The organism is Pseudomonas sp. (assembly GCF_050739935.1).
Taxonomy (GTDB): domain Bacteria; phylum Pseudomonadota; class Gammaproteobacteria; order Pseudomonadales; family Pseudomonadaceae; genus Aquipseudomonas.
On record NZ_JBOICF010000003.1, the window covers coordinates 1 to 22,851 of the forward strand.

A 22,851-nucleotide genomic window follows, 5' to 3' on the forward strand; every position below is an offset into this window, starting at 1 on the left:
TAGGAGCCGGCTTGCTGGCGAACAGCGGTGTGTCAGCTACATGGGTATTGGCTGACACGACGCGTTCGCCAGCAAGCCGGCTCCTACAGTGAATAGCGGCGTGTCAGCTACGTGGACGTTGGCTGACACGACGCGGTTCGCCAGCAAGCCGGCTCCTACGGTAAGCGTTCGTCCAGGTCCGTGGGACTCAACCCACAATCACTCCACGACACTCGCCAAACCCAATAGCCACCTGGCCCTCTCGACGGCATCTTGCCTTGAGGATCACCTCGTCCCCCGCCTCGAGAAACTTGCGCGTCTCGCCGGAGGGTAACTCCACCGCGTGTTTGCCGCCTTCGGTCATCTCCAGCAGGCTGCCGAACTGCCCTGCCTGCGGGCCGGACAACGTGCCGGTGCCGAACAGATCGCCCGCCTGCAATTTGCAGCCGTTGACGCTGTGGTGAGTGACCATCTGCGCGACGGTCCAGTACATGTTCAGCGTATTGCTCAAGGCCAGACGCTGCGGCGCAATGCCCTGTTCTTTCATCTGCGCGGTCAGCAGCAGCACTTCAAGTTCGATATCCAGCGCGCCCTGCTTCTGATCCTGTTCGTCGAACAGATAGTCCAGCGGTTGTGGATCGCCAGACGGACGCTTGGGTTGTGCGGCGCGGAATGGCGCCAGCGCCTCAGCAGTTACAACCCAAGGGGAAATACTGGTGGCGAAGCTTTTCGATAGAAACGGCCCCAGTGGCTGATACTCCCAGGCTTGCAGATCGCGGGCAGACCAGTCGTTGAGCAGGCAGAAACCGGCGATATGCTCGCTCGCATCGGCAATGCCGATCGGCTCGCCGGCCTCATTGCCCTGCCCCATCCAGACCCCGACTTCCAGCTCATAATCCAGGCGCTTGCTCGGCCCGAATCCGGGCACATCCGCGCCGGGTGCCAGGGTCTGGCCATTGGGGCGTTTGACCGGAGTCCCCGACACGCACAGCGTCGAGGCACGACCGTGGTAGGCGATGGGCACGTATTTGTAGTTCGGCAGCAGGGGGTTGTCCGGGCGGAACAGCTTGCCGACGTTCATCGCGTGGTGAATGCCGACGTAAAAGTCGGTGTAGTCGCCCACGTGCGCGGGCAAGTGCATCTGGCAGTCACGCATCGGCACCAGCAGGGTTTCGCCCAACGCTTGCAGGCGTTCGCGCTGCGGGCTGTTTTCATCCAGGAGCTTCAACAGCTCGCGACGCAACGCCTGACGTGGCGAAGCACCCAAGGCAAAGAAATCATTGAGCTGCCCACGGCTGGCCGCCTCGGCGGCAACCCGCGAGGTGCCGTCGAACAGGTTCGCCTCGATGGCCACCTGCAGATCGAAAATGCAGTCGCCGACCGCCACCCCGCCACGCTTATCGAGGCCAGGACGGCTGAACACGCCAAATGGCAGGTTCTGCAGGGGGAAATCAGGATGCTCGTTGGCCGAGGTCACCCAACTGCGCAAGTGTTCAAGAGAGCTCATCGGTGGCTGTCCGTATCGAGGGGGATGAAGGTTCTGGCGATGCCGTTCCAGCAGGCGTCGTAGTCACTTTGCAACTGCGGGCACTGCAGTGCGTGGCGGCTGGGGCGCAGGACTTTGCCGGTCTCGAACATGAAAGCCATGGTCTGTTCGATCTTGTGCGGTTTGAGTTCGGCGCTCATGGCTTTTTCAGCAGTGGCATTATCTGGGCCGTGGGCGCTCATGCAGTTGTGCAGCGAGACACCGCCGGGCATGAAGCCCTCGGCCTTGGCGTCATAAGCGCCGTCGATCAGGCCCATGAACTCGTTCATCAGGTTGCGATGGAACCACGGTGGACGAAAGGTGTTTTCCGCCACCATCCACCGCGGCGGAAAGATCACGAAATCGACATTGGCCTGGCCGTGAGTCGCGCTTGGTGAAGTCAACACAGTGAAAATCGAAGGGTCTGGGTGGTCGTAGCTGACGGTGCCGATGGTGTTGAACAGGCGCAAGTCATATTTGTAGGGCACGTTGTTGCCGTGCCAGGCGACCACATCGAATGGCGTGTGCTCAAGCCGGGTGCCCCAGAGTTCGCCAAGGAATTTCTGCACCAGCACGGTGGGTTGCGCGCTGTCGTCGAAATGAGCCACCGGCGCCTGAAAATCCCGCGGGTTGGCCAGCCCGTTGCTGCCGATCGGCCCGAGGTCCGGCAGACGTAGGGCACAACCGTGGTTTTCGCAAATGTAGCCGCGGGCCTGCCCATCGAGCAATTGCACGCTGAACTTCAACCCGCGCGGGATAACGGCAATTTCTTGCGGCTCAATGTCAAGCAGGCCGAGTTCAGTGATCAGGCGCAAGCGGCCCTGTTGCGGAACGATCAACCATTCGCCATCAGCATTGAAGAATGCACGCTCCATGGAGCGGTTGGCGGTGTAGACGTAAACGCTGACGCCTTCGGCCTGATCCGGAGCCGAAGTGCTGGCCAGAGCGATCAGGCCCTCGATGAAATCAGTGGGCTCGGCGGGAATATCAAAGGCGTTCCAGCGCAGGCGGTTAGGGTTGATTGGCCCTTGCCCGCCGCCAATGATCTGCCGCTCCAGACGCTGAAACTGTGGGTGCGCTGCAGATGGTTTGATCCGGTACAGCCAGGTGCGTCGGGCTTCCGCGCGGGGGACGGTGAAGGCAGTGCCGGAGAACTGCTCTGTATAGAGGCCCAACGAATGGCGTTGCGGGGAGTTCTGGCCTACGGGCAATCCACCGGACACTGCTTCGCTGCTGAATTGATTGCCGAAGCCGGATTGATACCTCAAAGCCTCGGATGCAGGTGTAGTGAACATCTCGACCTCTTGTTCTTGTTTTACGTAAGCGGATTACGCATAACGTAATTTGAGTTTGCCGAACGGTCAAGCTATAAAGCAGCCTTCCCAATTGGCGCACTTCTCGCTCATGACCGAAGACACCGCAAATCCCACCGCTTCGCGCCAGCAGAAAGTGCAATCCGCCGAAGTCGGCATGGGCATCCTCAAGGCGCTGGCCGAACTCGCGCCTGCCACCTCGTTGTCAAAACTCGCCGAATACGTCGGCATGCCTGCCAGCAAGGTCCACCGCTATCTGCAAGCCCTGGTGGACAGTGGTTTCGCCGAGCAGGATCCGGCCACCAATCATTACCGCTTGGGACGTTCAGCCTTGCAGGTCGGTCTGGCCGCGCTGAGCCAGCTGGATGTGTTGAAAATCAGCGCGCCGGAGCTGATCGCACTGCGCGACGAAATCAACGAAAGCTGTTTCTTGGCGGTCTGGGGCAACAAAGGCCCGACGGTGGTCTACGTTGAACAGTCGTTGGGCGCGGTCACGCTGGTCACGCAGATCGGCTCGGTGTTGCCGCTGCTCAGTTCGTCTACGGGGCTGGTGTTCGATGCGTTTTTGTCGGATGCCGAAACCGCAGCATTGCGCGAAGCCGAGTCCACAAGCCTCAGTGGCAAACAATTGAAAGAGATCGACCGCCACATCAAGGAAATCCGCAGCACCGGTGTGCATCAGGTTCATGGCTTGCTCATGGCCGGGGTCAATGCCGTGTCGTCGCCGGTGTTCGCCATGGGCAGCAAACTGGTAGGCGTGGTCACGATCGTGGGTTCAGCGTCGGTGTTTACCGACGAGCGTCAGGCTGCGGCAGCGCAGCGGCTGCGGGAAACGGCGCAGGCCATCAGCGCACGGATGGGTGGGCACATGCCGGGCTGAGCCCTTGGGTTTACGTCGAACACAAACCTTGTGGGAGCGAATTCATTCGCGAAGCGGCATTCCAGGCGCTGGTTGTGCATCGCCTGCACTGGCCAATCGCGAATGAATTCGCTCCCACAGGTCAAACAGCATCAGCCATAAGACCTCAATCCCACACAGGTCAAATAACGTCAGCCGCGGGATTTCAATCCGCAGTTAAAACGCCACGACGCAGCTGATCACGCTCAATGGATTCGAACAGCGCCTTGAAGTTGCCCTCGCCGAAACCATCATCGCCCTTGCGTTGAATGAACTCGAAGAACACCGGCCCCATCAGCGTTTCCGAGAAGATCTGCAGCAGCAGCCGCTTACTGCCGCCCTCGCAGGTGCCATCCAGCAAGAGGCCGCGGGCCTTGAGTTCGTGTTCCGGCTCGCCGTGATTTGGCAGGCGACCTTCGAGCATTTCGTAATAGGTATCAGGCGGCGCGGTCATGAAGCGCATGCCCAGGGCCTTGAGACGGTCCCAAGTATCGATCAGGTCTTCGGTGAAAAACGCGACGTGCTGAATGCCTTCGCCGTTGAACTGCATCAGGAACTCTTCGATCTGCCCGGCGCCCTTCGACGACTCTTCGTTGAGCGGGATGCGGATCAAGCCGTCCGGCGCCGTCATCGCCTTGGAGGTCAGGCCGGTGTACTCGCCCTTGATGTCGAAATAGCGAAGTTCGCGGAAGTTGAATAGCTTTTCATAGAAATTCGCCCAGTACGCCATGCGCCCGCGATAGACGTTGTGGGTCAGGTGATCGATGAACTGTAGCCCCGCGCCTACCGGATGACGTTCGACGCCTTCAATGAACACGAAGTCGATATCGTAGATCGACGTGCCTTCGCCAAAACGATCGATCAGATACAGCGGCGCCCCGCCAATGCCCTTGATTGCCGGCAGACGCAGCTCCATCGGCCCGGTGGCGATTTCGATGGGCTGTGCGCCCAGTTCCAGGGCGCGTTTGTAGGCCTTTTGCGAATCCTTGACCCGGAATGCCATGCCACACACGGAAGGACCATGCTCGGCGGCAAAGTACGACGCTTCGCTGTGGGGTTCGTTATTGAGGATGATGTTGATCGCACCCTGGCGATACAGCGCCACGTTCTTGGAACGGTGGTTGGCGACCTTGGTGAAGCCCATCATCTGGAACACGGACTCCAGGGTATTGGGAGTCGGCGAAGCGAATTCGATGAACTCGAAGCCCATCAGGCCCATTGGATTTTCGTAGAGATCAGTCACGGTCTTGCTCCTGCTAAAAAGTAAAATGCACTGCGGCGAAGATCACTGTTCAGCGGGTGGCGCACACGGAATACCCCGTACGCTGCGGGCGAGGAAGTCGCCGAAGATCAATTGCAAACCAAGGATTTTCATGTAGGAAAGGTTACTCCGGCTTATCTAATTGCGCATCAGGGTGCGCTTTCTGGAAAGCCGGATGCTGCAACGCTAGCGCCTCGACCCGACAGATGCGCGGGAAGGCACTCAGATCGATATTGAAACGGCGCGCCGCGTAGAGCTGCGGCAGCAGGTAGACATCGGCAAGACCGACGGCACCAAAGCAGAAACCTTCGTCGCCGATCAGTGCTTCAACCGCGGCGAAACCTTCGGTGATCCAGTGGCCGATCCAGGCTGTCACATCACCCTCGTCGTGGCCCAGGCCGCGCAGGCGATTAAGCACCGCGACGTTGTGCAGCGGGTGAATATCGCAGCCGATCAGCGCCGCCACTTCACGATGCCGCGCGCGTTCGAGCAGATCGGCAGGTAGCAACGCAGGCGTCGGCGAGCGCTCTTCAAGGTATTCGATGATGGCCATCGACTGAATGATCACCTCACCTGCATCCAGCCTCAGCGCAGGAACCCGGCCCTGGGGATTGATTGCCAGGTAATCGGGCTTGCGGTGCTCGCCGCCGTCACGAATCAGGTTGACCGGGATCGCGTTGACGTCCAGGCCCTTCAGCGCCAGGGCAATTCGCACCCGATAGCTGGAGGTCGATCGGTAGTAGGTATAAAGATCCACGGGTAGGGCCTGTTTTCTTGTTATTTTCGTAAACGATTTACGCAATGCGTAAGTTGCGACATAAACCTGCGACTGTCAAGGTCAGGCCCAGCCCTCCAGCCGTAACGTCGCCCTGACCAGACGCTGCTCTTCGTTTTCGATTTCCCGCAGGTTTTCGCAGATGCTCTGGATATGCGCCACGGCGGCTTTGCGCGCCTGTTCCGGGAGTCGACCGGTGACGGCATTGTAGAGCCGGGCATGATGACGATCGATCTGGCGCTTTTGCGCTTCGCGGTGGTAGAGGTTGTTGACCGAGGCGAACACGGTATTGAGCAGCAGGTCGGTTAATGAGCGTAGGGTCTGGACCAGCACGGCGTTGTGAGAGGCCTCGCTGATCGCCAGATGAAAGGCATGGTCCAGCCGCGCATGGTCGGAGGCCGCCAGTTCGTGATCGTGGGCGGCGAGCAAGGCATCGTAGGCGCGGGTGATCAACACAAAATCGGCGTCGGTGCCACGCAGGACCGCCAACCGCGCGGACTCCCCTTCCAGCAGACTGCGGACTTCGAACAAGTCATACAGCGTACGCGGTTGCGAAGCGAACAGGTGCATGAGGGGCGAGGCATCGGTTATCCCCAAGCCGCCCATCTGCGCGACGAAGGAACCCTGGCCATGTCGGGTTTCGATGATGCCCCGGGCGCGCAGCAGCTTGAGGCCTTCACGCAGCGCCGTGCGAGAGACGCCGAGTTTTTCGGTCAGACGCCGTTCGGAAGGCAGCAACTGCCCGACCTTGAGCACACCATCGACGATCAGCCGCTCGATGCGTTCACTGACCACGTCGGCCACTTGTTGCGGGAGTTTTTTTGCGGGGTGTTCCATACCGTTTGGCTCCAACAAGGAAAGTCGATGCAACGCGAATTCTGTAGCAGCACGGCTTGCCGGCGATGGCTTCCTCCGAACCGGCTAACCCTGTAGAAGCCGGCTTGCTGCCGAATGCGGTGTAGCAGTCAATTCATCACGACCTGACACGCTCGGTTCGCCAGCAAGCCGGCTCCTACTTGTACGCGGTGCTCGGCGGACATGAGGCCAACTGGTATGACCAGAGACAAACCGAGAACCCGTCATCCGCATATTCCTGAACAAGCCATTGATTAACACCATTTTTTTTGAATATCACTGTGCAAATGCCGAAAAAAACTGGTTCGACCAGTGCATTGGGACATAGACAGTAAAGACCGCACGGCCAATGATGCAAGTCAGCCGTAGAACGTTCTGATCAAGAACGGGCCTCATATAAATACGCCCTTTATAAAAACAAGAAGGGAATTGCGAAGCCATCATGAATATTCTTTACGACGAACGCGTCGATGGCGCGTTGCCTGCCGTCGACAAGGCCCAGCTACTGCAGGCCTTGCAAGCGCGACTGCCTGATCTGGACATCCTCCATCGTGAGGAAGAACTGCGCCCTTACGAATGCGACGGTCTCTCCGCTTACCGCACCACGCCGATGCTCGTAGTGCTGCCAGAACGGGTCGAGCAGGTGCAGATGTTACTCAAGGTCTGCCACGAACGCGGCGTACCGGTGGTTGCCCGTGGGGCTGGCACCGGATTGTCTGGGGGCGCGCTGCCGCTGGAGAAAGGCGTGCTGTTGGTGATGGCGCGCTTCAACAAGATCCTGCACATCGATCCGGCCGGGCGCTTCGCTCGGGTACAACCCGGCGTGCGCAACTTGGCGATCTCTCAGGCAGTTGCGCCATATGACCTTTATTACGCGCCTGATCCTTCCTCGCAGATCGCCTGTTCCATCGGCGGCAATGTCGCCGAAAACGCAGGCGGCGTGCATTGCCTCAAGTACGGCCTGACTGTGCACAACCTGCTCAAAGTCGACATCCTCACCGTCGAAGGCGAGCGTATGGTGCTTGGTTCCGATGCGCTGGATACCCCTGGTTTCGATCTGCTGGCGCTGTTCACCGGCTCCGAGGGCATGCTCGGCATCATCACCGAAGTCACGGTGAAGCTGCTGCCCAAGCCGCAAGTGGCGCGGGTGCTGCTGGCTGCGTTCGACTCCGTAGAGAAAGCCGGTCGCGCTGTGGGTGACATCATTGCCGAGGGGATCATTCCCGGCGGGCTGGAGATGATGGACAACCTGGCGATCCGCGCCGCCGAGGATTTCATTCACGCCGGTTACCCGGTGGACGCCGAAGCGATTCTGCTGTGTGAACTGGACGGCGTCGAGGCCGACGTTCACGCCGACTGCGATCGGGTACGCGCGGTGCTGGAAAAGGCCGGCGCTACCGAAGTGCGTCAGGCCAGAGACGAAGCCGAACGCGTGCGCTTCTGGGCCGGGCGCAAGAACGCCTTCCCCGCGGTCGGTCGGCTGTCGCCGGATTACTACTGCATGGACGGCACCATCCCCCGTCGGGAATTGCCGGGCGTGTTGAAGGGCATTTCCTCGCTGTCCGAGGAATACGGCCTGCGCGTCGCCAACGTTTTCCATGCGGGCGACGGCAACATGCACCCGTTGATCCTGTTCGATGCCAACCAGCCGGGCGAACTGGACCGGGCCGAAGCATTGGGCGGCAAGATTCTCGAACTGTGCGTGAAAGTCGGCGGCAGCATCACCGGCGAGCACGGTGTGGGTCGCGAGAAGATCAATCAAATGTGCGCGCAGTTCAACAGCGATGAGCTGACGCTGTTCCACGCAGTGAAAGCGGCGTTCGACCCCAGCGGCATGCTCAACCCCGGCAAGAACATTCCAACCCTGCATCGCTGCGCGGAATTCGGCGCGATGCACGTGCACATGGGCAAGTTGCCCTTCCCTGAACTGGAGCGTTTCTGATGGGTGCCGAACGTCAATTGAATATCAGCGCTCAGGATCGCGATGCCAGCCAAGTGCTGCTCGAACAGGTCAATCAGGCGATTCAAGTCGGCCTGCCGCTGCGCATCCAGGGCGCCAACAGCAAGGCATTTCTCGGTCGAGAAGTGGCCGGTGAAGTCCTCGACACGCGCGTTCACCGAGGCATCGTCACTTATGATCCGACCGAGCTGGTGATCACCGCCCGCGCCGGCACTCCACTCAGCGAACTGAACGCTGCACTGGAACAGGCCGGACAGATGCTGCCGTGCGAGCCGCCGACATTCAGCGACGCCGGCGTAGGTGATGCCACGGTCGGTGGGATGATCGCTGCGGGACTGTCCGGGCCACGTCGGCCCTGGGCAGGGTCGGTACGCGATTTCGTGCTCGGCACCCGGGTGATCACTGGCCTGGGCAAGCATCTGAAATTCGGCGGCGAGGTGATGAAGAACGTCGCCGGCTACGACTTGTCGCGCCTGATGGCCGGCAGTTTTGGCTGCCTGGGCGTGATCACCGAAGTCTCGCTGAAAGTCCTGCCCAAACCGCGGCTGTGCACCAGCATTGCCCTGGAAATGGACAGCACTCGCGCCCTCGCCCGCCTGGCCGAATGGGGTCAGCAGCCGTTGCCGATCAGCGCCGCCAGCCACGATGGTCGCGTGCTGCGTCTGCGTCTGGAAGGCGGCGAAGGCTCGGTGGCGGCGGCCCATGATCGCTTGGGCGGCGAGTCCATCGATCCAGTTTATTGGCGTGCGCTGAACGAACATCGACTGGACTTTTTCACCGATGGCCGACCGCTGTGGCGCCTGTCGCTGCCAACCAACACCGGCGTGCTGGACCTGCCGGGCGAACAGTTGATCGACTGGGCCGGCGCGCAACGCTGGCTGAAGAGCTCCGCCTGCGGCAGCGAGATTCGCGCCATCGTCAACGCGGTCGGCGGCCACGCTACCTGTTACAGCCACGGCTTGGACGACACCCCGTTTCAGCCTCTGGCAACGCCGGTCTTGCGCTATCACCGCCAGCTCAAGGCGCAACTCGATCCGCACGGAGTTTTCAATCCGGGCCGAATGTACGCAGAGATTTGAATCATGCAGACCACCCTGAGCGAACACGCGAAAAGCCTGCCCCGTGGCGAAGAAGCCGAAAGCATTCTGCGCAGCTGCGTGCACTGCGGTTTCTGCAACGCCACATGCCCAACCTATCAACTGCTGGGCGACGAGCTGGACGGCCCACGCGGGCGGATTTACCTGATCAAGCAAGTGCTCGAAGGCCGCGAAGTCACCGAGAAAACCCAGCTGCATCTGGACCGCTGCCTGTCCTGTCGCAACTGCGAGACCACCTGCCCTTCGGGCGTGGATTATCACAACCTGCTGGACATTGGCCGCGCCGTGGTCGATGCCGCCGTGCCACGGCCGATGAGTCAGCGCCTGCTGCGCGAGAGCCTGCGCGCGGTGGTGCCCAACGCCGGGCTGTTCAAGACTCTGACGCAAATGGGCAATTCATTCCGGCCGCTGCTGCCTGGCGGTCTTAAATCCAAGCTGCCCGGCGACGTTCGCCCGGCCAAGTCCCGCCCCACGCAACAACATGCGCGTCAGGTGCTGATTCTGGAAGGTTGCGTGCAGCCCGGACTGTCGCCAAATACCAACGCGGCGACGGCGCGGGTGCTGGATCGGCTGGGCATCAGCGTCAAATCCATCGCCCAAGCCGGCTGTTGCGGCGCGGTGGACTACCACCTCAATGCACAGGAACAGGGCCTGCAACGCGCGCGACGTAACATCGACGCCTGGTGGCCGGGCATTCAGGCCGGCGCCGAAGCGATCGTGCAGACCGCCAGTGGTTGCGGCGCGTTCGTCAAGGATTACGGGCATTTGTTGCGCGACGATCCCGACTACGCGGAAAAAGCCGCGAAGGTCAGTGCATTGACCAAGGATCTGGTGGAAGTGCTGCGTGCTGAACCGCTGGAGAAACTCGGCGCCTGCACCAGCGCCAAACTGGCGTTTCATTGCCCGTGCACGCTGCAGCATGCGCAGAAACTCGGCGGCGCGGTAGAGTCGGTATTGACCCGATTGGGCTTCAATTTGACTACGGTGCCCGACAGTCACTTATGCTGTGGCTCGGCTGGCACTTACTCGATCACCCAGCCGAAGCTGTCGCAGCAACTGCGCGACAACAAGATGAATGCGTTGGAAAGCGGCAGACCGGAGGTCATCGCTACCGCCAACATCGGTTGTCAGACCCACCTTGCCAGCGCCGGGCGTACCCCCGTCAAGCACTGGATCGAACTGATCGAAGACGCCCTGCATCCAAGTTGATCGCAGGTCGTGCGGACCTTTTATGACCATCCTCAGGAGAACTGCATGAAAAGCAAATCCATACTGACCCAGACCGAAGTCACCCAGATCCTGGCCGCCGCCCGCAAAGAAGCTCAGGCCAACGGATGGGCGGTGTCCATCGCCGTGACCGATGACGGCGGTCATCTGCTGGGCTTCGAGCGCCTGGACGGTTGCGCGCCAATCGGCAGTTATATCGCTATCGAAAAAGCCCGCACCTCGGCCCTGGGCCGTCGTGAATCCAAGGGTTACGAAGAAATGGTCAACGGCGGTCGCACTGCCTTCGTCACCGCCCCCTTGCTGACCTCGCTGGAAGGCGGCGTGCCTCTGATCGTGGATGGGGAGACCATCGGCGCCGTTGGTGTGTCCGGTGTGAAGGCCGATCAGGACGCGCAAGTGGCCAAGGCCGGCGTTGCGGCGTTGAATGCGGGCTAAGCAGCCCGCAAACGCTGGTTCCGAATTTCCACTCAATCCATGACAGACCACGAATCTGTGGGAGCGAATTCATTCGCGATACGTCGGCAGGGTCGATGCATCGCCATCGCCTGGAAGATTTTTCGCGAATGAATTCGGTCCCACGGGCACTGCCCCGCCAGCAAACAGAATTTTTAAACGGAGAGTCCGAGATGACCGAATTCGTCAACTGCCACAATCTCAAGGTGGCAGCCAACCTGAAACGCTTCGTCGACGAGGACGTGCTCCCGGGAACAGGGCTGACCTCGGAGGTGTTCTGGGCTGATTTCGACTCGCTGGTCCACGACCTGGCGCCGATCAACGCTGATCTGCTGGTCGAACGCGAGCGTCTGCAGACTCAGCTCGACAAGTGGCATCAATCCAACCCAGGGCCGGTCACCGACATGCCCGCCTATATCGCTTTCCTGGACTCCATCGGCTACCTGCAACCGGTGCCGGGGGAGGTTCAGGCAACCACCAGCAAGGTCGATATCGAGGTCAGCGAGCAGGCTGGTCCGCAATTGGTCGTCCCTGCCGCCAACGCCCGCTATGCGCTGAATGCCGCCAACGCCCGCTGGGGTTCGCTGTATGACGCGCTGTACGGTACCGATGCGATTTCCAGCGCCAATGGCGCGGAGATCAAGGCCGGTTATAACCCGTTGCGGGGCGCCAAAGTCATCGCCTTCGCCCGCGCCCTGCTCGATGAAGCCGCACCGCTTGCATCCGGCTCACACGTCGACGCCAAGGCCTACGCCGTGGACAGCGGTGAACTGCTGGTCACCCTCACCGACGGTAGCCAGTCGCGCTTGGCACAGCCGGAAAAATATGTCGGTTATCAAGGCGAGCCGCTGCAGCCCGATGCGATCCTGCTGAAGAATCACGGCCTGCACATTGAAATCCAGATCGACCCCACCAGCCCGATTGGCAGTACCGACCCGGCGGGTATCAAAGACCTGCTGCTGGAGGCCGCGCTGTCGACCATCATCGACTGCGAAGATTCGGTGGCCGCCGTCGACGCCGACGACAAGCTGGTGATCTACCGCAACTGGCTGGGCCTGATGAAAGGCGACCTGACCGAAGAGTTGGTCAAGGGCGGCAAGACCCTGACTCGCCGCCTCAATCCCGATCGCGAATACACCGGTGCCGATGGCAGCCGCATCACGCTGCACGGGCGCTCGTTGCTGTTCATTCGCAACGTCGGTCACCTGATGACCAACCCAGCGATTCTCTATGACGGCAACAAGAAAATTCCCGAGGGTATCCTCGATGGCGTGATCACCAGCCTGATCGCCCTGCATGACCTGCACAATCGCGCCAACTCGCGGGCCGGCAGCGTGTATATCGTCAAACCGAAGATGCACGGCCCCGATGAGGTCAAATTCGCCGATCAGTTGTTCGGCCGCATCGAAGATGTTCTGAAGATCCCGCGTAACACTCTGAAGATGGGGATCATGGACGAAGAGCGTCGCACCAGTGTCAATCTCAAGGCGTGCATCAACGCGGCGTCGGCACGGGTGGCATTCATCAACACCGGCTTTTTGGATCGCACCGGCGACGAGATGCACACCTCGATGGAAGCGGGTGCGATGTTACGCAAGGGTGACATGAAGGCCACGCCGTGGATCAAGGCCTACGAGCGCAGCAACGTGCTGGTGGGGCTGGCATGCGGCTTGCGCGGTCGGGCGCAGATCGGCAAGGGCATGTGGGCGATGCCGGATCTGATGGCCGACATGCTGGAACAGAAAATCGCTCAGCCGAAAGCTGGCGCGACCACGGCCTGGGTGCCCTCGCCCACCGCCGCCACGTTGCATGCGCTGCACTATCACAAGGTGGATGTGAAGGCGATTCAGCAGGATCTGGAGAAGGTCGACCTGGACAGCGTCAGCGAGGAAATTCTGCTGGATCTGCTGAGCATCCCAGTAACCGCTGACCCGAAATGGACCGAAGATCAGATACGCGAAGAGGTCGAAAACAACGCTCAAGGCCTGCTGGGTTATGTGGTGCGTTGGGTCGAGCAAGGCGTGGGCTGTTCGAAAGTACCGGACATTCACAACGTCGGCCTGATGGAAGACCGTGCCACACTGCGCATTTCCAGCCAGCACATTGCCAACTGGTTGCGCCATAAGGTGATCGACGATCATTACGCGCTGGAAACCCTCAAGCGCATGGCCAAGGTGGTGGACAAGCAGAACGCCGGAGATGCGGCATACAAGCCGATGGCGGAGAACTTCGACAAGTCGGTGGCATTCCAGGCGGCATGCGCACTGGTATTCAAAGGGCGCGAACAACCGAGCGGGTATACCGAGCCGTTGTTGCATGAGTTCCGGTTGGCGTTCAAGAAGGAGTCTTGATCGGTACCAACGATCGTGCCCACGCTCAGCGTGGGCACGATCACAATCCAGCAAGGGTCGTGCGCTTGGCGCAATAGCTGTGGGAGCGAATTCATTCGCGATTCGGCAGTACGGTCAAAGACGATGTATAGACTGCGCTGGCCTCTCGCCAATGAATTCGCTGCCACGCGGTTTTGTGAAAGCCACGACCCCGAGCCAACAACGACAGCATCAGGTGCTTTCCCGCACCACCAACTCAAACCCCAGATCCACCTGCGCCTCCTGCACATTGCCATCCAGCAGCCCGAGCAATAATTGCGCGGCGCGCTGGCCGACCTGTTCGCGGGGGGTGCGGATCGAGGTCAGACGCGGGACCATGTGCGCTGAGGCCGGCAGGTCATTGAAGCCGATCAGCGACACTTGCTCGGGGATCTTGATCCCGCGACGCAGCGCTTCCAGAGTTGCGCCCTGAGCCAGGTCGTCGTTGCAGAAAAACACCCCGTCCACGTCCGGATGTTCGGCCAGCAGGCGGGCGAACAATTCCCCTCCCAGACCGATGGATGAAGGCAACGGCGAGGCCATCTGCAGGGTTTCGTCATACAGGCCCTCTTCTTCAAGGGCACTACGAAAACCGGTGCCGCGCTGGATCACCCGCGGGTCCAGTTGCGCGGATACATAAGCCAGACGCCGACGCCCGCGACCCAACAGATGCCGCGCGGCCGCAGCCCCCGCCTGCTGCTGGGAAAAGCCCACACACGGCTCTGCGCGAGCGGGATCAAGCTCCATCATGTGCACGCACGGCACGCCGCTGGCCGCCAGCAACTGTTGCGCCGCCTGGCTGCGATCGAAGCCGGTCAGCATGATGCCCCGGGGTCGGTTCGCCAGATGACTGCGCAGCAGGTTCTCTTCCTCGACAGGCGAGTAGTGGTAGTTGCCGATCACCACCTCCAGACCACGAGGACGCAAGACGGTCTGGATCGCCTCAAGCGTCTCGATGAACAGCTGGTTGGACAACGATGGCACCAGCACCACCACCGACTGACTTTGCGAGGATGCCAGCGCCCGCGCGGCAGGATTGGCGACATAGCCTAGACTCTGCGCAGCAGCGCGCACTTTCTCGACCAGCTCCGGCGCCACTGTCGCGATGCCGCGCAGGGCTCTTGAGGCCGTAATGGGCGAAACGGCGGCCAGTTTCGCGACTTCGTTGAGAGTGGGACGACCGGTGGAGCGGGAACCAATGCGTGTCATGCGTTGCCAACTGATTGGAAGTAGAAGCCGAAGGGGTTGCGATTGTGTCGGATGGGCTCTAAGGTAGCGCTATCTCACGGAGGCCGGCAACTTTCTTTGATCGTGTTGACGACCGAGGATGATGCATCTCATGTTTCAGCGAGATACCCATAACAATGACTACACCCGGAAACAGTCTTGCCGGACTTGCACACAATCTGGCAAAGACAGCGCTGTCTTCGGGACGAGGTTTTTATGACTACTGCTCCAAATGCTATATCCGCCGTCGTGGTAATGGGTGTTTCCGGCTGCGGCAAAAGCGCCGTCGGCGCTGAAATTGCCAAGAACAGCGGTGGACGTCTTATCGAAGGCGACGCCTTTCACCCCCAAGCCAACATCGACAAAATGAGCGCTGGCCATCCGCTCAATGACGAAGACCGTGCCGGCTGGCTCACCCGCCTGGGTGAAGAAGTCGCCAAAGCCGTGAAAAACGGCGAAAAACCGATCCTGACCTGCTCCGCCCTCAAGCTCATCTACCGCGAGCGTCTGCGCGCAGCCGTGCCGGGCCTGGGCTTCGTGTTTCTGGAATTGACCAAGGAATTGGCGACCGAACGTTGCGCGCACCGCCCAGGGCATTTCATGCCGGCCAGCCTGGTCGACAGCCAGTTCGCAACCCTCGAACCCCCTTATGGCGAAGATCGTACGCTGGTGGTGGACGCCGCCAAGTCGATCGAGACCCTTGGTGCCGATGCGGCTAACTGGTGGAGTGCTTCATTAACTTCTTCCACCGCCGCGTCGACTTCTTCCGCCACCGCTCACACCGGCTCTTGATTGAAGATCTGGCATGAGCAACAAAGATAGCGCTGTCTTATTTTGTACACACGGCAGTGAACCACAGCGCTGAGCAGTAGCTCCAAAAAAACAAAATACAACGGAGAGACACCCCATGTTCGGTATGACTCAAGACACGTATCTAATCGTTGATGCGTTGGTAACGATCATTGGCCTTGTGCTACTGATCACCAAGTTCAAAGTCCATCCTTTTATTGCACTGACCATCGCTTCGGGTTTTCTCGGGTTGACCTCCGGCATGCCGGTCGACAAAGTCATGAAAGCGTTCCAGGACGGTTTCGGCGGCGTGCTGGGCTTCGTCGGTATCATCCTTGGCCTTGGCACCATGCTCGGCAAGTTGATGGCCGACTCCGGTGGTGCCGATCAGATCGCCCAGACGCTCATCCGCCGCTTCGGCAAGGATCGCGTGCATTGGGCAATGATGTTTTCGGCATTTTTGGTCGGCATTCCGCTGTTCTTCGAAATCGGCTTCGTGCTGCTGATCCCACTGGTATTCATCGTTGCCCGACGCAGCGGTGTTTCCATCGTCAAGATCGGTATCCCGCTGCTGGCTGGCCTGTCGGCGGTGCATGGCCTGGTTCCGCCGCACCCTGGCCCGCTGCTGGCCATCGGCATCTTCAACGCTGATATCGGCAAGACCATTTTCTACGGTCTGATCGTTGCCCTTCCCACCGCGATCATCGCCGGTCCCATCTACGGCAACTGGATCTCCAAGCATATCCCTGGTAATCCGTCCAAAGAGCTGGTGGACCAGATTGCCAAGGAATCGACCAACGATAACCTGCCAAGCTTCGGTATCACGCTGGTCACTATCCTGCTGCCGGTCTTCCTCATGCTGCTCAAGACGTTCGCCGACGTGGCATTGCCTGACGGCCATATCTTCCGCGTGTGGATGGACTTCATCGGGCACCCGATCGCCGCCTTGCTCTTCGCCTTGCTGTTGGCGTTCTACACCTTCGGTTCGGCCCGCGGCTTCGGCCGTGAGCAGATCATCAAGCTGCTCGATCAGAGCCTGGCGCCAGTGGCTGCGATCATACTGATCGTCGGCGCTGGCGGCGGCTTCAAACAAATGCTGGTGGAGAGTGGGGTTGGCAACCTGATCGGTCACATGGCCGTGCAGGCACAGATCTCACCGATCCTTCTGGCCTGGCTGGTAGCCGGGGTGATTCGTGTCGCCACCGGTTCCGCGACCGTGGCGACCATCACCGGTGCCGGTATCGTGGCGCCGGTCGTGGCGTTGGTGCCGGGTGTCAACCGCGAGCTGTTGGTGCTGGCCACCGGCGCAGGTTCGTTGATACTTTCCCACGTGAACGATGCGGGATTCTGGCTGGTCAAGCAGTATTTCAACATGACCGTGACCGAGACCCTGAAAACCTGGACTGTGATGGAAACCATCCTGTCCGTGGTCGGTATCATTCTGATCATGCTGTTGTCGCTAGTGGTCTGATTAGCTGACCGCTGCATTCCATGCCCACCCTCGCGGTGGGCATGTCGTTTCTGCGAGCGGCGCAACCTGCAAGCACCCTGCCGATACCCGCAAACGACTAGTCTGTCGCTATTTCTCCCCAAGTTTAGAACTTTGCCTTCCCACAATTCGGATGTCTCCTACAATGCTCTAGGAGATCACGTACAGGTCGACTAATGAAAATTTCATCGCCGCCCGGCACGAGTTCTTTGCAATAAATGCGAAAGAAGTGTGCAATAGGCGCCGCCCCGAATCTGGCTATCAGGGTCATAGCCAATCCCTTCGGGGATTTACCGCCAAAAACAGGCAAAATTCGCATGCCGTTTGGCCTCAGGCAAAATCATGCCCATGACAAGAAGATAAACCTGGGGAATTAAAATCGTGCCAATGGCGTCATACTGATGAACGCATTTGGATGCACTCGGCAATCACCATCACCCAAAGGCTAACGCCAGCCTCCTGGTAGAGGCGCTTCAAGAGGCCATCAAGGAAAAGATTATGTTGATACTCACCCGCAAAGTCGGCGAAAGCATAAACATTGGTGATGAAATCACCGTTACCATTCTGGGCGTACAGGGCCTTCAGGTCAGGCTCGGCATCAATGCGCCGAAGAACGTTTCAGTTCACCGTGAAGAAATCTACAAACGCATTCAAGCCGAGATCGCGCCGAATCAAGAGCCGCAATGAACCGCCCGGTTCATCTTCTTAGCAAGTAGTCTGCTGCTCCCCGGCGGCAGACAAGAATGAACGGCGTAGTCCCTGACGCCGTTTTTTTTCGTCCGAACTATTGGATCCATAAGTGCCGCGGCGATTGTATTACCCGCTAACTAACGCACCACGGTTTATTAAGTCCGGTCCATTTCTCCAACCGCTCTATCGCGTACTTCAATGTATGCATCCTCGACGCAAAGAGTTCGCCATACAAAACAAAAACGGCCGGGATTCCGTGGAATACCAGCCGTTGAGACATACAGGCGCTGTGCTAATCAGCCGACTGGCTCCAGCTGCCGGACGATTTTGTCTTTGGCGAGCAGGCGCTTCTCCTTGAGTTTCTTCAGTTGATCATCCGAGACATCGCCCGCTGATCCTTCCTCTGCCTTGACGACGTCCGCATCGAGCGCGTCGTATTTTTCCACCAATTGATTGAGCTTGGCGTCTTTGCTGCGACGCTTGCTCAGCTCCTCTTTGGTGATCCCCAAATCCGCGAACAAATCGTGCTTGACCGGCATGGTGCGCTGCTCCTCTGACGACTGATGTTGAGTTATTGAGGCCAATGCAACGAGAAGGTTCGACGTTTCTGTCGAACGGCCGTCTGGTGGCTGAGGCGGACGCATTTGAAGATGCACAATCCTGTTCAAACCGCTAGGGTGTAATCCGACACAATTCCAAACAACATCAAGGATCGACACATGACTTCACCCTTTGCCCGTTCTGTGCTCGCCAGTGCCCTGACTCTGGGCCTTGCCTTTGGTGGCGCTGCCCCCGCTTTCGCTGAGCCAGACAAACAAGTGCAGTCCGACGCCGAGCAATACAAGGACGAAGCGCTCAAGCTGTTGGAGCGACTGGTCAACATCGACACCGGCTCGGGTTATGAACCCGGCCTGACTCAGGTCCGCGACATCACCGTCGGTGAGTTGAAGAAACTCGGCGCAACCATCGAAACCATTCCCAACACCGCGCCGGACAAAAGCAGCCATGTAGTCGCCACCTTCAAAGGCACTGGCAAGGCGAAAATCCTGCTGATGGCGCATATGGATACGGTGTTCAAGGAGGGCTCCGCCGCCGCCCGCCCCTTCACCATCAAAGATGGTCGTGCTTATGGCCCTGGGGTGATGGATGACAAAGGCGGGATCGTTGCCGGTCTGTATGCGCTGAAAATTCTGGAGAACCTGAACTTCAAGGATTACGCACAGATCACCTTCCTGCTCGACGCCAGTGAGGAAACCGGCTCCAAGGCAGCCACCGAACTGATTCAGAAAGTCGCCAAGCAACACGACGTGACGCTGAACCTTGAACCGGGGCGTCCAGCGGATGGCCTGGTGGTGTGGCGCAAAGGCAGCGCCACCGCGGTGGTCGAAGTGAAGGGCAAAGCGTCCCATGCAGGCGTGGCGCCGGAGCTGGGACGCAACGCTGCGATGGAAGCCGCGCATCAGATCCTGCAATTGGGCAAGCTGGGCGATCCCGAGAAGAAAACCACGATCAACTTCACGGTGCTCAATGCCGGGGATCGGGTCAATGTGATTCCGGACCAGGCCACCGCCAAGGCTGACGTGCGCGCAGCGGTGCCGGAAGAGTTCGACCGGATCGAGAAAGACCTGGCGCGGGTGTCGGCCGACAAACTGATTCCGGAAACCGAAGTCACTACCCGCCTCGAACGTGGTCTGCCCCCCATGCCGCAAACCGCGGAATCGGACAAGCTCGTCGACATCGCCCAAAGCATCTACGGCGAAATCGGCCGCAAGCTGACCATTGAAGGCAGCGGCGGCGCGGCGGATGCCAGCCTGTCGGCCGGTGTGGGCGTACCAACACTCGATGGCTTCGGCATCGTCGGCGGCAACATCCACACACCAGAGGAATATGCTGAGGTGGACAGCGTTTCGCCAAGGATCTACCTGTTGACCCGGATGATCATGGAGCTGGCGAAGGCGAAGTAATCACCCGTCGGCGAGTCAACGCTGGTCCCGTATGGGAGCGAGCTTGCTCGCGATGAGGTCATTAGACTTGCATCACATGTGGGGCTGGGCAGCCTTCGCAAGCCCACTCCCACAGGTTCATTGCCTGATGGATTTAGGTTTCGCAGTCACTTCTGCTCTCGTACTCTCCGCGCTTCATAGGATTTGAGGTTCAGATAAACGAAATCCAGCGCCGACAGTTCTCCGCTCACCGGCGTGTCGGCGCCAGGACGCCGGGCGATCATGTCGCCGATCAAGTGCTCGACCTCGATGGGCGCGCCGCGCTCGATGTCGCGCAGCATGGAAGCCGTCATCTTCGAGCCTCTGCTGGTCAGCATGGCCTGGAAACGCTGACGCACCTCACTGCGAACCGCATGGCCTGCATGCTCGGCGACACTGGCACATTCAGCCAGTAATCTGAGGACCAACGCCTCGCCATCACTTGCGATCACGTCACCGATGCTCGCTCGCATGGAACCGGTAATGCCCGCGCCGGTAGCGATGAAACACCATTTTTCCCACATCTCCAGAATGATCTGCTGACTCAGATTGGCGTCGAATCCTGCATGTTGGAGGGCTTCTGCCACCTTGAGGATGCGCGGCGTCAACACACCGCTCAGCTCGCCGAAAGACAACTGATTGGTGTCGTTCAGATGCAGAATCGCGCCTGAGGCATCGCGATCCAGAGAGATGAGGCACTGCCCACCCAGCACGTTGTCCGGCGTGAAACGCTCGGCCAGCCGGTCCAGGTGAGCCATACCGTTGAGCAATGGCAGGATCATTGTCTCGGGTCCGACTGCCGGGGCGAACGAATCCATGGCCGCGTCCAGATCGTAGGCCTTGCAACTGAGCAAGACCAGATCGAACGTCTGATCGAGCATCGGCGCCATGACATGGGGCGGCGACGGGTACAGAATATTGCCCAATGGGCTGCGCACAATCAGGCCGCTTCGGTCGAGTTCTTCTGCGCGCCCGGGACGGACCAGAAAGGTCACATCGCGCCCTGCTTCCAGTAACCGGCCACCGAAATAGCCACCTATCGCGCCTGCGCCCACGATCAAAATACGCATCTTGTGTCGTTCCTTATCGAGTCGGTCAGAGGTGCCCGAACACCCCAGAATAGATGAAAGCCTCGACTCTATCCAAAAGCTTGATGATGACCAACATATAAATGCGCCCGGTGATCCGACACAGGCCCGGCAAATTGCGGGTAAAAAAAATCCCGAACCACCCATGGTGGTCCGGGACACAGGCTTGCAAGGAGAGTCAGGATTGCGCGTTGGCCAATACTGGCCACAGGAACGGCTGGCGTTGCTCTTCGCGAATGGCCACCAGTCGGCGGCTGAGGCTGATTGGCTGTACAACCGGCTGTTGCAGTCGCGCCAGCACCGCATCGATCACAGCGCTACTGGCATCGTGGTGAAACTGCCAGACGCCATAAATCCGCCCGTCGAATGACGCCTCGCTGCCCAGGCGGGGGTCAACGCCCAGACCTGCGCCCAGTCCGAACAGATGCAGGCCATAGAGACGCTGGCCATTACTGTCGAGCGGGCAGCCGGACGGGTCGGAATCCACACCGCCTTTGACCTCTGTCAGACTGATGGCGCTGCCACCGGCGTAACTCATGGCAGGCAACAAAGGCTGATAGCCGGTGCATTGCACCACGACATCCGACTTTGCAAGAGCCTGGCGAGCCCTTTCAAACTGCTCCTCGGGGCCGTTCTGGGTCTGCAGCATCTGCACTCGCACGCCAGTTTTGCCGATGTGCCCGTTCGCCAGTGCTTCACGTCCGACGTCCAGAGCGCGATAACGCAGGCCGCCGGAGCGATTGACTCGACCGGATACCGGGCAGACGTCTTTCAACTGATCGAAGACATAACCGGCAGCCATCGCGGCCTGCGCCGTCTCGTAGAACAGTCGGATCGGCGAGCGATGCACCAGCGTCACTTCTTGCAGACCGGCGAACTCCAGCGCGTCGGCGAGATTTTCCAGCACCGAAAACGCGCTGTGAGAACCGCCCACCACGCTGACCCGACCTTTGCGCGCCAGCATCGGAGCGAAGTAGTCACGCAACTGCACGCCGTTCATGCGCAATAAGACGTCGGCGCTCAGCATTCTGGTCGATGGCGGCACGGCGAGACCTTGATCGGCGAGGCTGTGAAGCAGGTGCTGCGGATCTTGCCGCCCACCCAGGTTCAGAACCAGCGCGCGGCAGCGGATACGCCGGGAGCGCCCCTCGGACTCGACCCAGACTTGATACTCGTCGTCATGACTCACGACTTCGGTAATGGTGGTGCTGGTCCAGAGTTTCACACCGTAATGCTCGACGATGAAATTGAGCACCAGTGTCGAGGCCTCAGCCAGCAATTTGGCGACGTCCGACAGCTGCGGTGCGCTTTGCGCCTGGCGACGGATGCGCCAATAGGCGGGTGAGTGCTCAAGAGGCTCGAACACATCGCGCAACGCCGGATCGCGCAGACAGTCGAGAAATACGTCGCCCACCGAGTTGGCGGTAATCTGATACTCCCCCAGCCGGCCCGTACCGGGCGTCGGACTCGCATCGACAATGATCAGGCCTTCCTTGGCCAGCTCCGGCATAGCGCCACTTTTCAAAGCGTTGAAAAGCAACCCCATGCCTGCTGGTCCGGCCCCCCCTACTACGCAACCGCAAACGGTTTCCAGATGATCTCCATACATAATATTGACTCCGAACTTAGTCGATGCATTGAGCGCAGCCCGAACGACTGGCCCAAATAACAGGCACAACCAACCGGCCGCTCTGACGTGACTTCTTTTTATGTTGAAATGCTTATTTCGATGAAAACTGATAAAAACTCGAGGCATGACTACCGTCACGAGCAGCCGTGTAAGCAGGATTTAAACGGGAAGGATGTAATGCAAATCAAGTTCATTCAGCGCATTGAGCCAATGCTCTATTCCACGGACTCAAAGCCTAAACGCG

At 59.6% G+C, this 22,851-nt stretch carries 19 protein-coding genes; 10 read left to right on the forward strand and 9 right to left on the reverse strand.

The window, feature by feature from the left end:
- Nucleotides 1-187: 187 nt before the first annotated feature.
- Together fahA and hmgA are read right to left on the reverse strand one after the other, a co-directional pair.
- Nucleotides 188-1,486: a fumarylacetoacetase gene (gene fahA / locus ACRER8_RS00065; protein WP_431744344.1), complete on the reverse strand. Its 1,299-nt coding sequence runs from the start codon at nt 1,484-1,486 to the stop codon at nt 188-190.
- Complete coding sequence (hmgA, locus tag ACRER8_RS00070; protein WP_431744345.1) at nt 1,483-2,799, reverse strand: homogentisate 1,2-dioxygenase; 1,317 nt, start codon at nt 2,797-2,799, stop codon at nt 1,483-1,485. Before hmgA ends, fahA begins: the two co-directional genes overlap by 4 nt.
- Before the next feature lie 109 nt (nt 2,800-2,908).
- On the opposite strand from hmgA, the gene ACRER8_RS00075 reads away from it, so the two are divergent.
- Nucleotides 2,909-3,697 (forward strand): IclR family transcriptional regulator, encoded by a 789-nt coding sequence (locus ACRER8_RS00075; RefSeq protein ID WP_431744346.1) that lies wholly within the window; start codon nt 2,909-2,911, stop codon nt 3,695-3,697.
- 184 nt (nt 3,698-3,881) lie between these two features.
- Here the strand turns inward: ACRER8_RS00075 and hppD are convergent, their stop codons facing one another.
- The 3 genes from hppD to glcC all read right to left on the reverse strand — a co-directional run bounded on the left by hppD (nt 3,882) and on the right by glcC (nt 6,588).
- Entirely contained in the window at nt 3,882-4,958 is a 1,077-nt protein-coding gene (gene hppD, locus ACRER8_RS00080; protein ID WP_431744347.1) for a 4-hydroxyphenylpyruvate dioxygenase, read from the reverse strand.
- Nucleotides 4,959-5,100: 142 nt separating this feature from the next.
- Nucleotides 5,101-5,733, reverse strand: a complete 633-nt coding sequence (gene maiA, locus ACRER8_RS00085; protein ID WP_431744348.1) for a maleylacetoacetate isomerase — start codon at nt 5,731-5,733, stop codon at nt 5,101-5,103.
- Between the two features lie 81 nt (nt 5,734-5,814).
- Nucleotides 5,815-6,588 (reverse strand): transcriptional regulator GlcC, encoded by a 774-nt coding sequence (glcC, locus tag ACRER8_RS00090; protein WP_431744349.1) that lies wholly within the window; start codon nt 6,586-6,588, stop codon nt 5,815-5,817.
- Nucleotides 6,589-7,048: 460 nt separating this feature from the next.
- Here glcC and glcD point away from each other — a divergent pair, with 460 nt between their 5' ends.
- From glcD to ACRER8_RS00115, 5 genes are all read left to right on the forward strand, one after another.
- Nucleotides 7,049-8,548, forward strand: a complete 1,500-nt coding sequence (gene glcD, locus ACRER8_RS00095) for a glycolate oxidase subunit GlcD (protein WP_431744350.1) — start codon at nt 7,049-7,051, stop codon at nt 8,546-8,548.
- Nucleotides 8,549-8,571: 23 nt separating this feature from the next.
- A complete protein-coding gene (gene glcE, locus ACRER8_RS00100) occupies nt 8,572-9,645 on the forward strand; it encodes a glycolate oxidase subunit GlcE (protein ID WP_431744374.1) in 1,074 nt (357 codons plus the stop codon).
- Nucleotides 9,646-9,648: 3 nt separating this feature from the next.
- The gene (glcF, locus tag ACRER8_RS00105; RefSeq protein ID WP_431744351.1) at nt 9,649-10,872 is read left to right on the forward strand and encodes a glycolate oxidase subunit GlcF; all 1,224 of its coding nucleotides are present in this window, start codon (nt 9,649-9,651) and stop codon (nt 10,870-10,872) included.
- A 45-nt stretch (nt 10,873-10,917) separates the two neighbouring features.
- Nucleotides 10,918-11,325 (forward strand): heme-binding protein, encoded by a 408-nt coding sequence (locus ACRER8_RS00110; RefSeq protein ID WP_431744352.1) that lies wholly within the window; start codon nt 10,918-10,920, stop codon nt 11,323-11,325.
- Between the two features lie 191 nt (nt 11,326-11,516).
- Nucleotides 11,517-13,694 carry a malate synthase G gene (locus ACRER8_RS00115; protein ID WP_431744353.1) on the forward strand — a complete coding sequence of 726 codons (2,178 nt, stop codon included), beginning with the start codon at nt 11,517-11,519 and terminating at the stop codon, nt 13,692-13,694.
- A gap of 210 nt (nt 13,695-13,904) precedes the next feature.
- On the opposite strand, the gene ACRER8_RS00120 is transcribed toward ACRER8_RS00115, so the two are convergent.
- Entirely contained in the window at nt 13,905-14,921 is a 1,017-nt protein-coding gene (locus tag ACRER8_RS00120; RefSeq protein WP_431744354.1) for a LacI family DNA-binding transcriptional regulator, read from the reverse strand.
- A 273-nt stretch (nt 14,922-15,194) separates the two neighbouring features.
- Between ACRER8_RS00120 and ACRER8_RS00125 the strand changes: the two genes are divergently transcribed.
- From ACRER8_RS00125 to csrA, 3 genes are all read left to right on the forward strand, one after another.
- Complete coding sequence (locus ACRER8_RS00125) at nt 15,195-15,731, forward strand: gluconokinase (RefSeq protein ID WP_431744375.1); 537 nt, start codon at nt 15,195-15,197, stop codon at nt 15,729-15,731.
- Nucleotides 15,732-15,846: 115 nt separating this feature from the next.
- Entirely contained in the window at nt 15,847-17,199 is a 1,353-nt protein-coding gene (locus ACRER8_RS00130; protein ID WP_431744355.1) for a GntP family permease, read from the forward strand.
- Between the two features lie 516 nt (nt 17,200-17,715).
- Nucleotides 17,716-17,904, forward strand: a complete 189-nt coding sequence (gene csrA, locus ACRER8_RS00135) for a carbon storage regulator CsrA (RefSeq protein WP_062380972.1) — start codon at nt 17,716-17,718, stop codon at nt 17,902-17,904.
- A 299-nt stretch (nt 17,905-18,203) separates the two neighbouring features.
- Here csrA and ACRER8_RS00140 read toward each other — a convergent pair whose 3' ends face one another.
- Nucleotides 18,204-18,446 carry a DUF465 domain-containing protein gene (locus ACRER8_RS00140; RefSeq protein ID WP_431744356.1) on the reverse strand — a complete coding sequence of 81 codons (243 nt, stop codon included), beginning with the start codon at nt 18,444-18,446 and terminating at the stop codon, nt 18,204-18,206.
- Between the two features lie 180 nt (nt 18,447-18,626).
- On the opposite strand from ACRER8_RS00140, the gene ACRER8_RS00145 reads away from it, so the two are divergent.
- Nucleotides 18,627-19,871, forward strand: coding sequence for a M20/M25/M40 family metallo-hydrolase (locus tag ACRER8_RS00145; RefSeq protein WP_431744357.1), 1,245 nt, complete (start codon nt 18,627-18,629; stop codon nt 19,869-19,871).
- Between the two features lie 146 nt (nt 19,872-20,017).
- Here the strand turns inward: ACRER8_RS00145 and ACRER8_RS00150 are convergent, their stop codons facing one another.
- Both ACRER8_RS00150 and ACRER8_RS00155 read right to left on the reverse strand, forming a co-directional pair.
- A complete protein-coding gene (locus ACRER8_RS00150; RefSeq protein WP_431744358.1) occupies nt 20,018-20,959 on the reverse strand; it encodes a ketopantoate reductase family protein in 942 nt (313 codons plus the stop codon).
- Between the two features lie 196 nt (nt 20,960-21,155).
- The gene (locus ACRER8_RS00155; RefSeq protein ID WP_431744359.1) at nt 21,156-22,586 is read right to left on the reverse strand and encodes a pyridine nucleotide-disulfide oxidoreductase; all 1,431 of its coding nucleotides are present in this window, start codon (nt 22,584-22,586) and stop codon (nt 21,156-21,158) included.
- Nucleotides 22,587-22,851: the final 265 nt, after the last annotated feature.

What these genes read in the sequence shown, in the direction of transcription:
- fahA (WP_431744344.1), bottom strand. Translation starts at nt 1,486, where the DNA reads ATGAGCTCTCTTGAACACTTGCGCAGTTGGGTGACCTCGGCCAACGAG.
- hmgA (WP_431744345.1), bottom strand. Translation starts at nt 2,799, where the DNA reads ATGTTCACTACACCTGCATCCGAGGCTTTGAGGTATCAATCCGGCTTC.
- ACRER8_RS00075 (WP_431744346.1), top strand. Translation starts at nt 2,909, where the DNA reads ATGACCGAAGACACCGCAAATCCCACCGCTTCGCGCCAGCAGAAAGTG.
- glcC (WP_431744349.1), bottom strand. Translation starts at nt 6,588, where the DNA reads ATGGAACACCCCGCAAAAAAACTCCCGCAACAAGTGGCCGACGTGGTC.
- glcD (WP_431744350.1), top strand. Translation starts at nt 7,049, where the DNA reads ATGAATATTCTTTACGACGAACGCGTCGATGGCGCGTTGCCTGCCGTC.
- glcF (WP_431744351.1), top strand. Translation starts at nt 9,649, where the DNA reads ATGCAGACCACCCTGAGCGAACACGCGAAAAGCCTGCCCCGTGGCGAA.
- ACRER8_RS00110 (WP_431744352.1), top strand. Translation starts at nt 10,918, where the DNA reads ATGAAAAGCAAATCCATACTGACCCAGACCGAAGTCACCCAGATCCTG.
- ACRER8_RS00115 (WP_431744353.1), top strand. Translation starts at nt 11,517, where the DNA reads ATGACCGAATTCGTCAACTGCCACAATCTCAAGGTGGCAGCCAACCTG.
- ACRER8_RS00120 (WP_431744354.1), bottom strand. Translation starts at nt 14,921, where the DNA reads ATGACACGCATTGGTTCCCGCTCCACCGGTCGTCCCACTCTCAACGAA.
- ACRER8_RS00125 (WP_431744375.1), top strand. Translation starts at nt 15,195, where the DNA reads ATGGGTGTTTCCGGCTGCGGCAAAAGCGCCGTCGGCGCTGAAATTGCC.
- ACRER8_RS00130 (WP_431744355.1), top strand. Translation starts at nt 15,847, where the DNA reads ATGTTCGGTATGACTCAAGACACGTATCTAATCGTTGATGCGTTGGTA.
- csrA (WP_062380972.1), top strand. Translation starts at nt 17,716, where the DNA reads ATGTTGATACTCACCCGCAAAGTCGGCGAAAGCATAAACATTGGTGAT.
- ACRER8_RS00140 (WP_431744356.1), bottom strand. Translation starts at nt 18,446, where the DNA reads ATGCCGGTCAAGCACGATTTGTTCGCGGATTTGGGGATCACCAAAGAG.
- ACRER8_RS00145 (WP_431744357.1), top strand. Translation starts at nt 18,627, where the DNA reads ATGACTTCACCCTTTGCCCGTTCTGTGCTCGCCAGTGCCCTGACTCTG.
- ACRER8_RS00150 (WP_431744358.1), bottom strand. Translation starts at nt 20,959, where the DNA reads ATGCGTATTTTGATCGTGGGCGCAGGCGCGATAGGTGGCTATTTCGGT.
- ACRER8_RS00155 (WP_431744359.1), bottom strand. Translation starts at nt 22,586, where the DNA reads ATGTATGGAGATCATCTGGAAACCGTTTGCGGTTGCGTAGTAGGGGGG.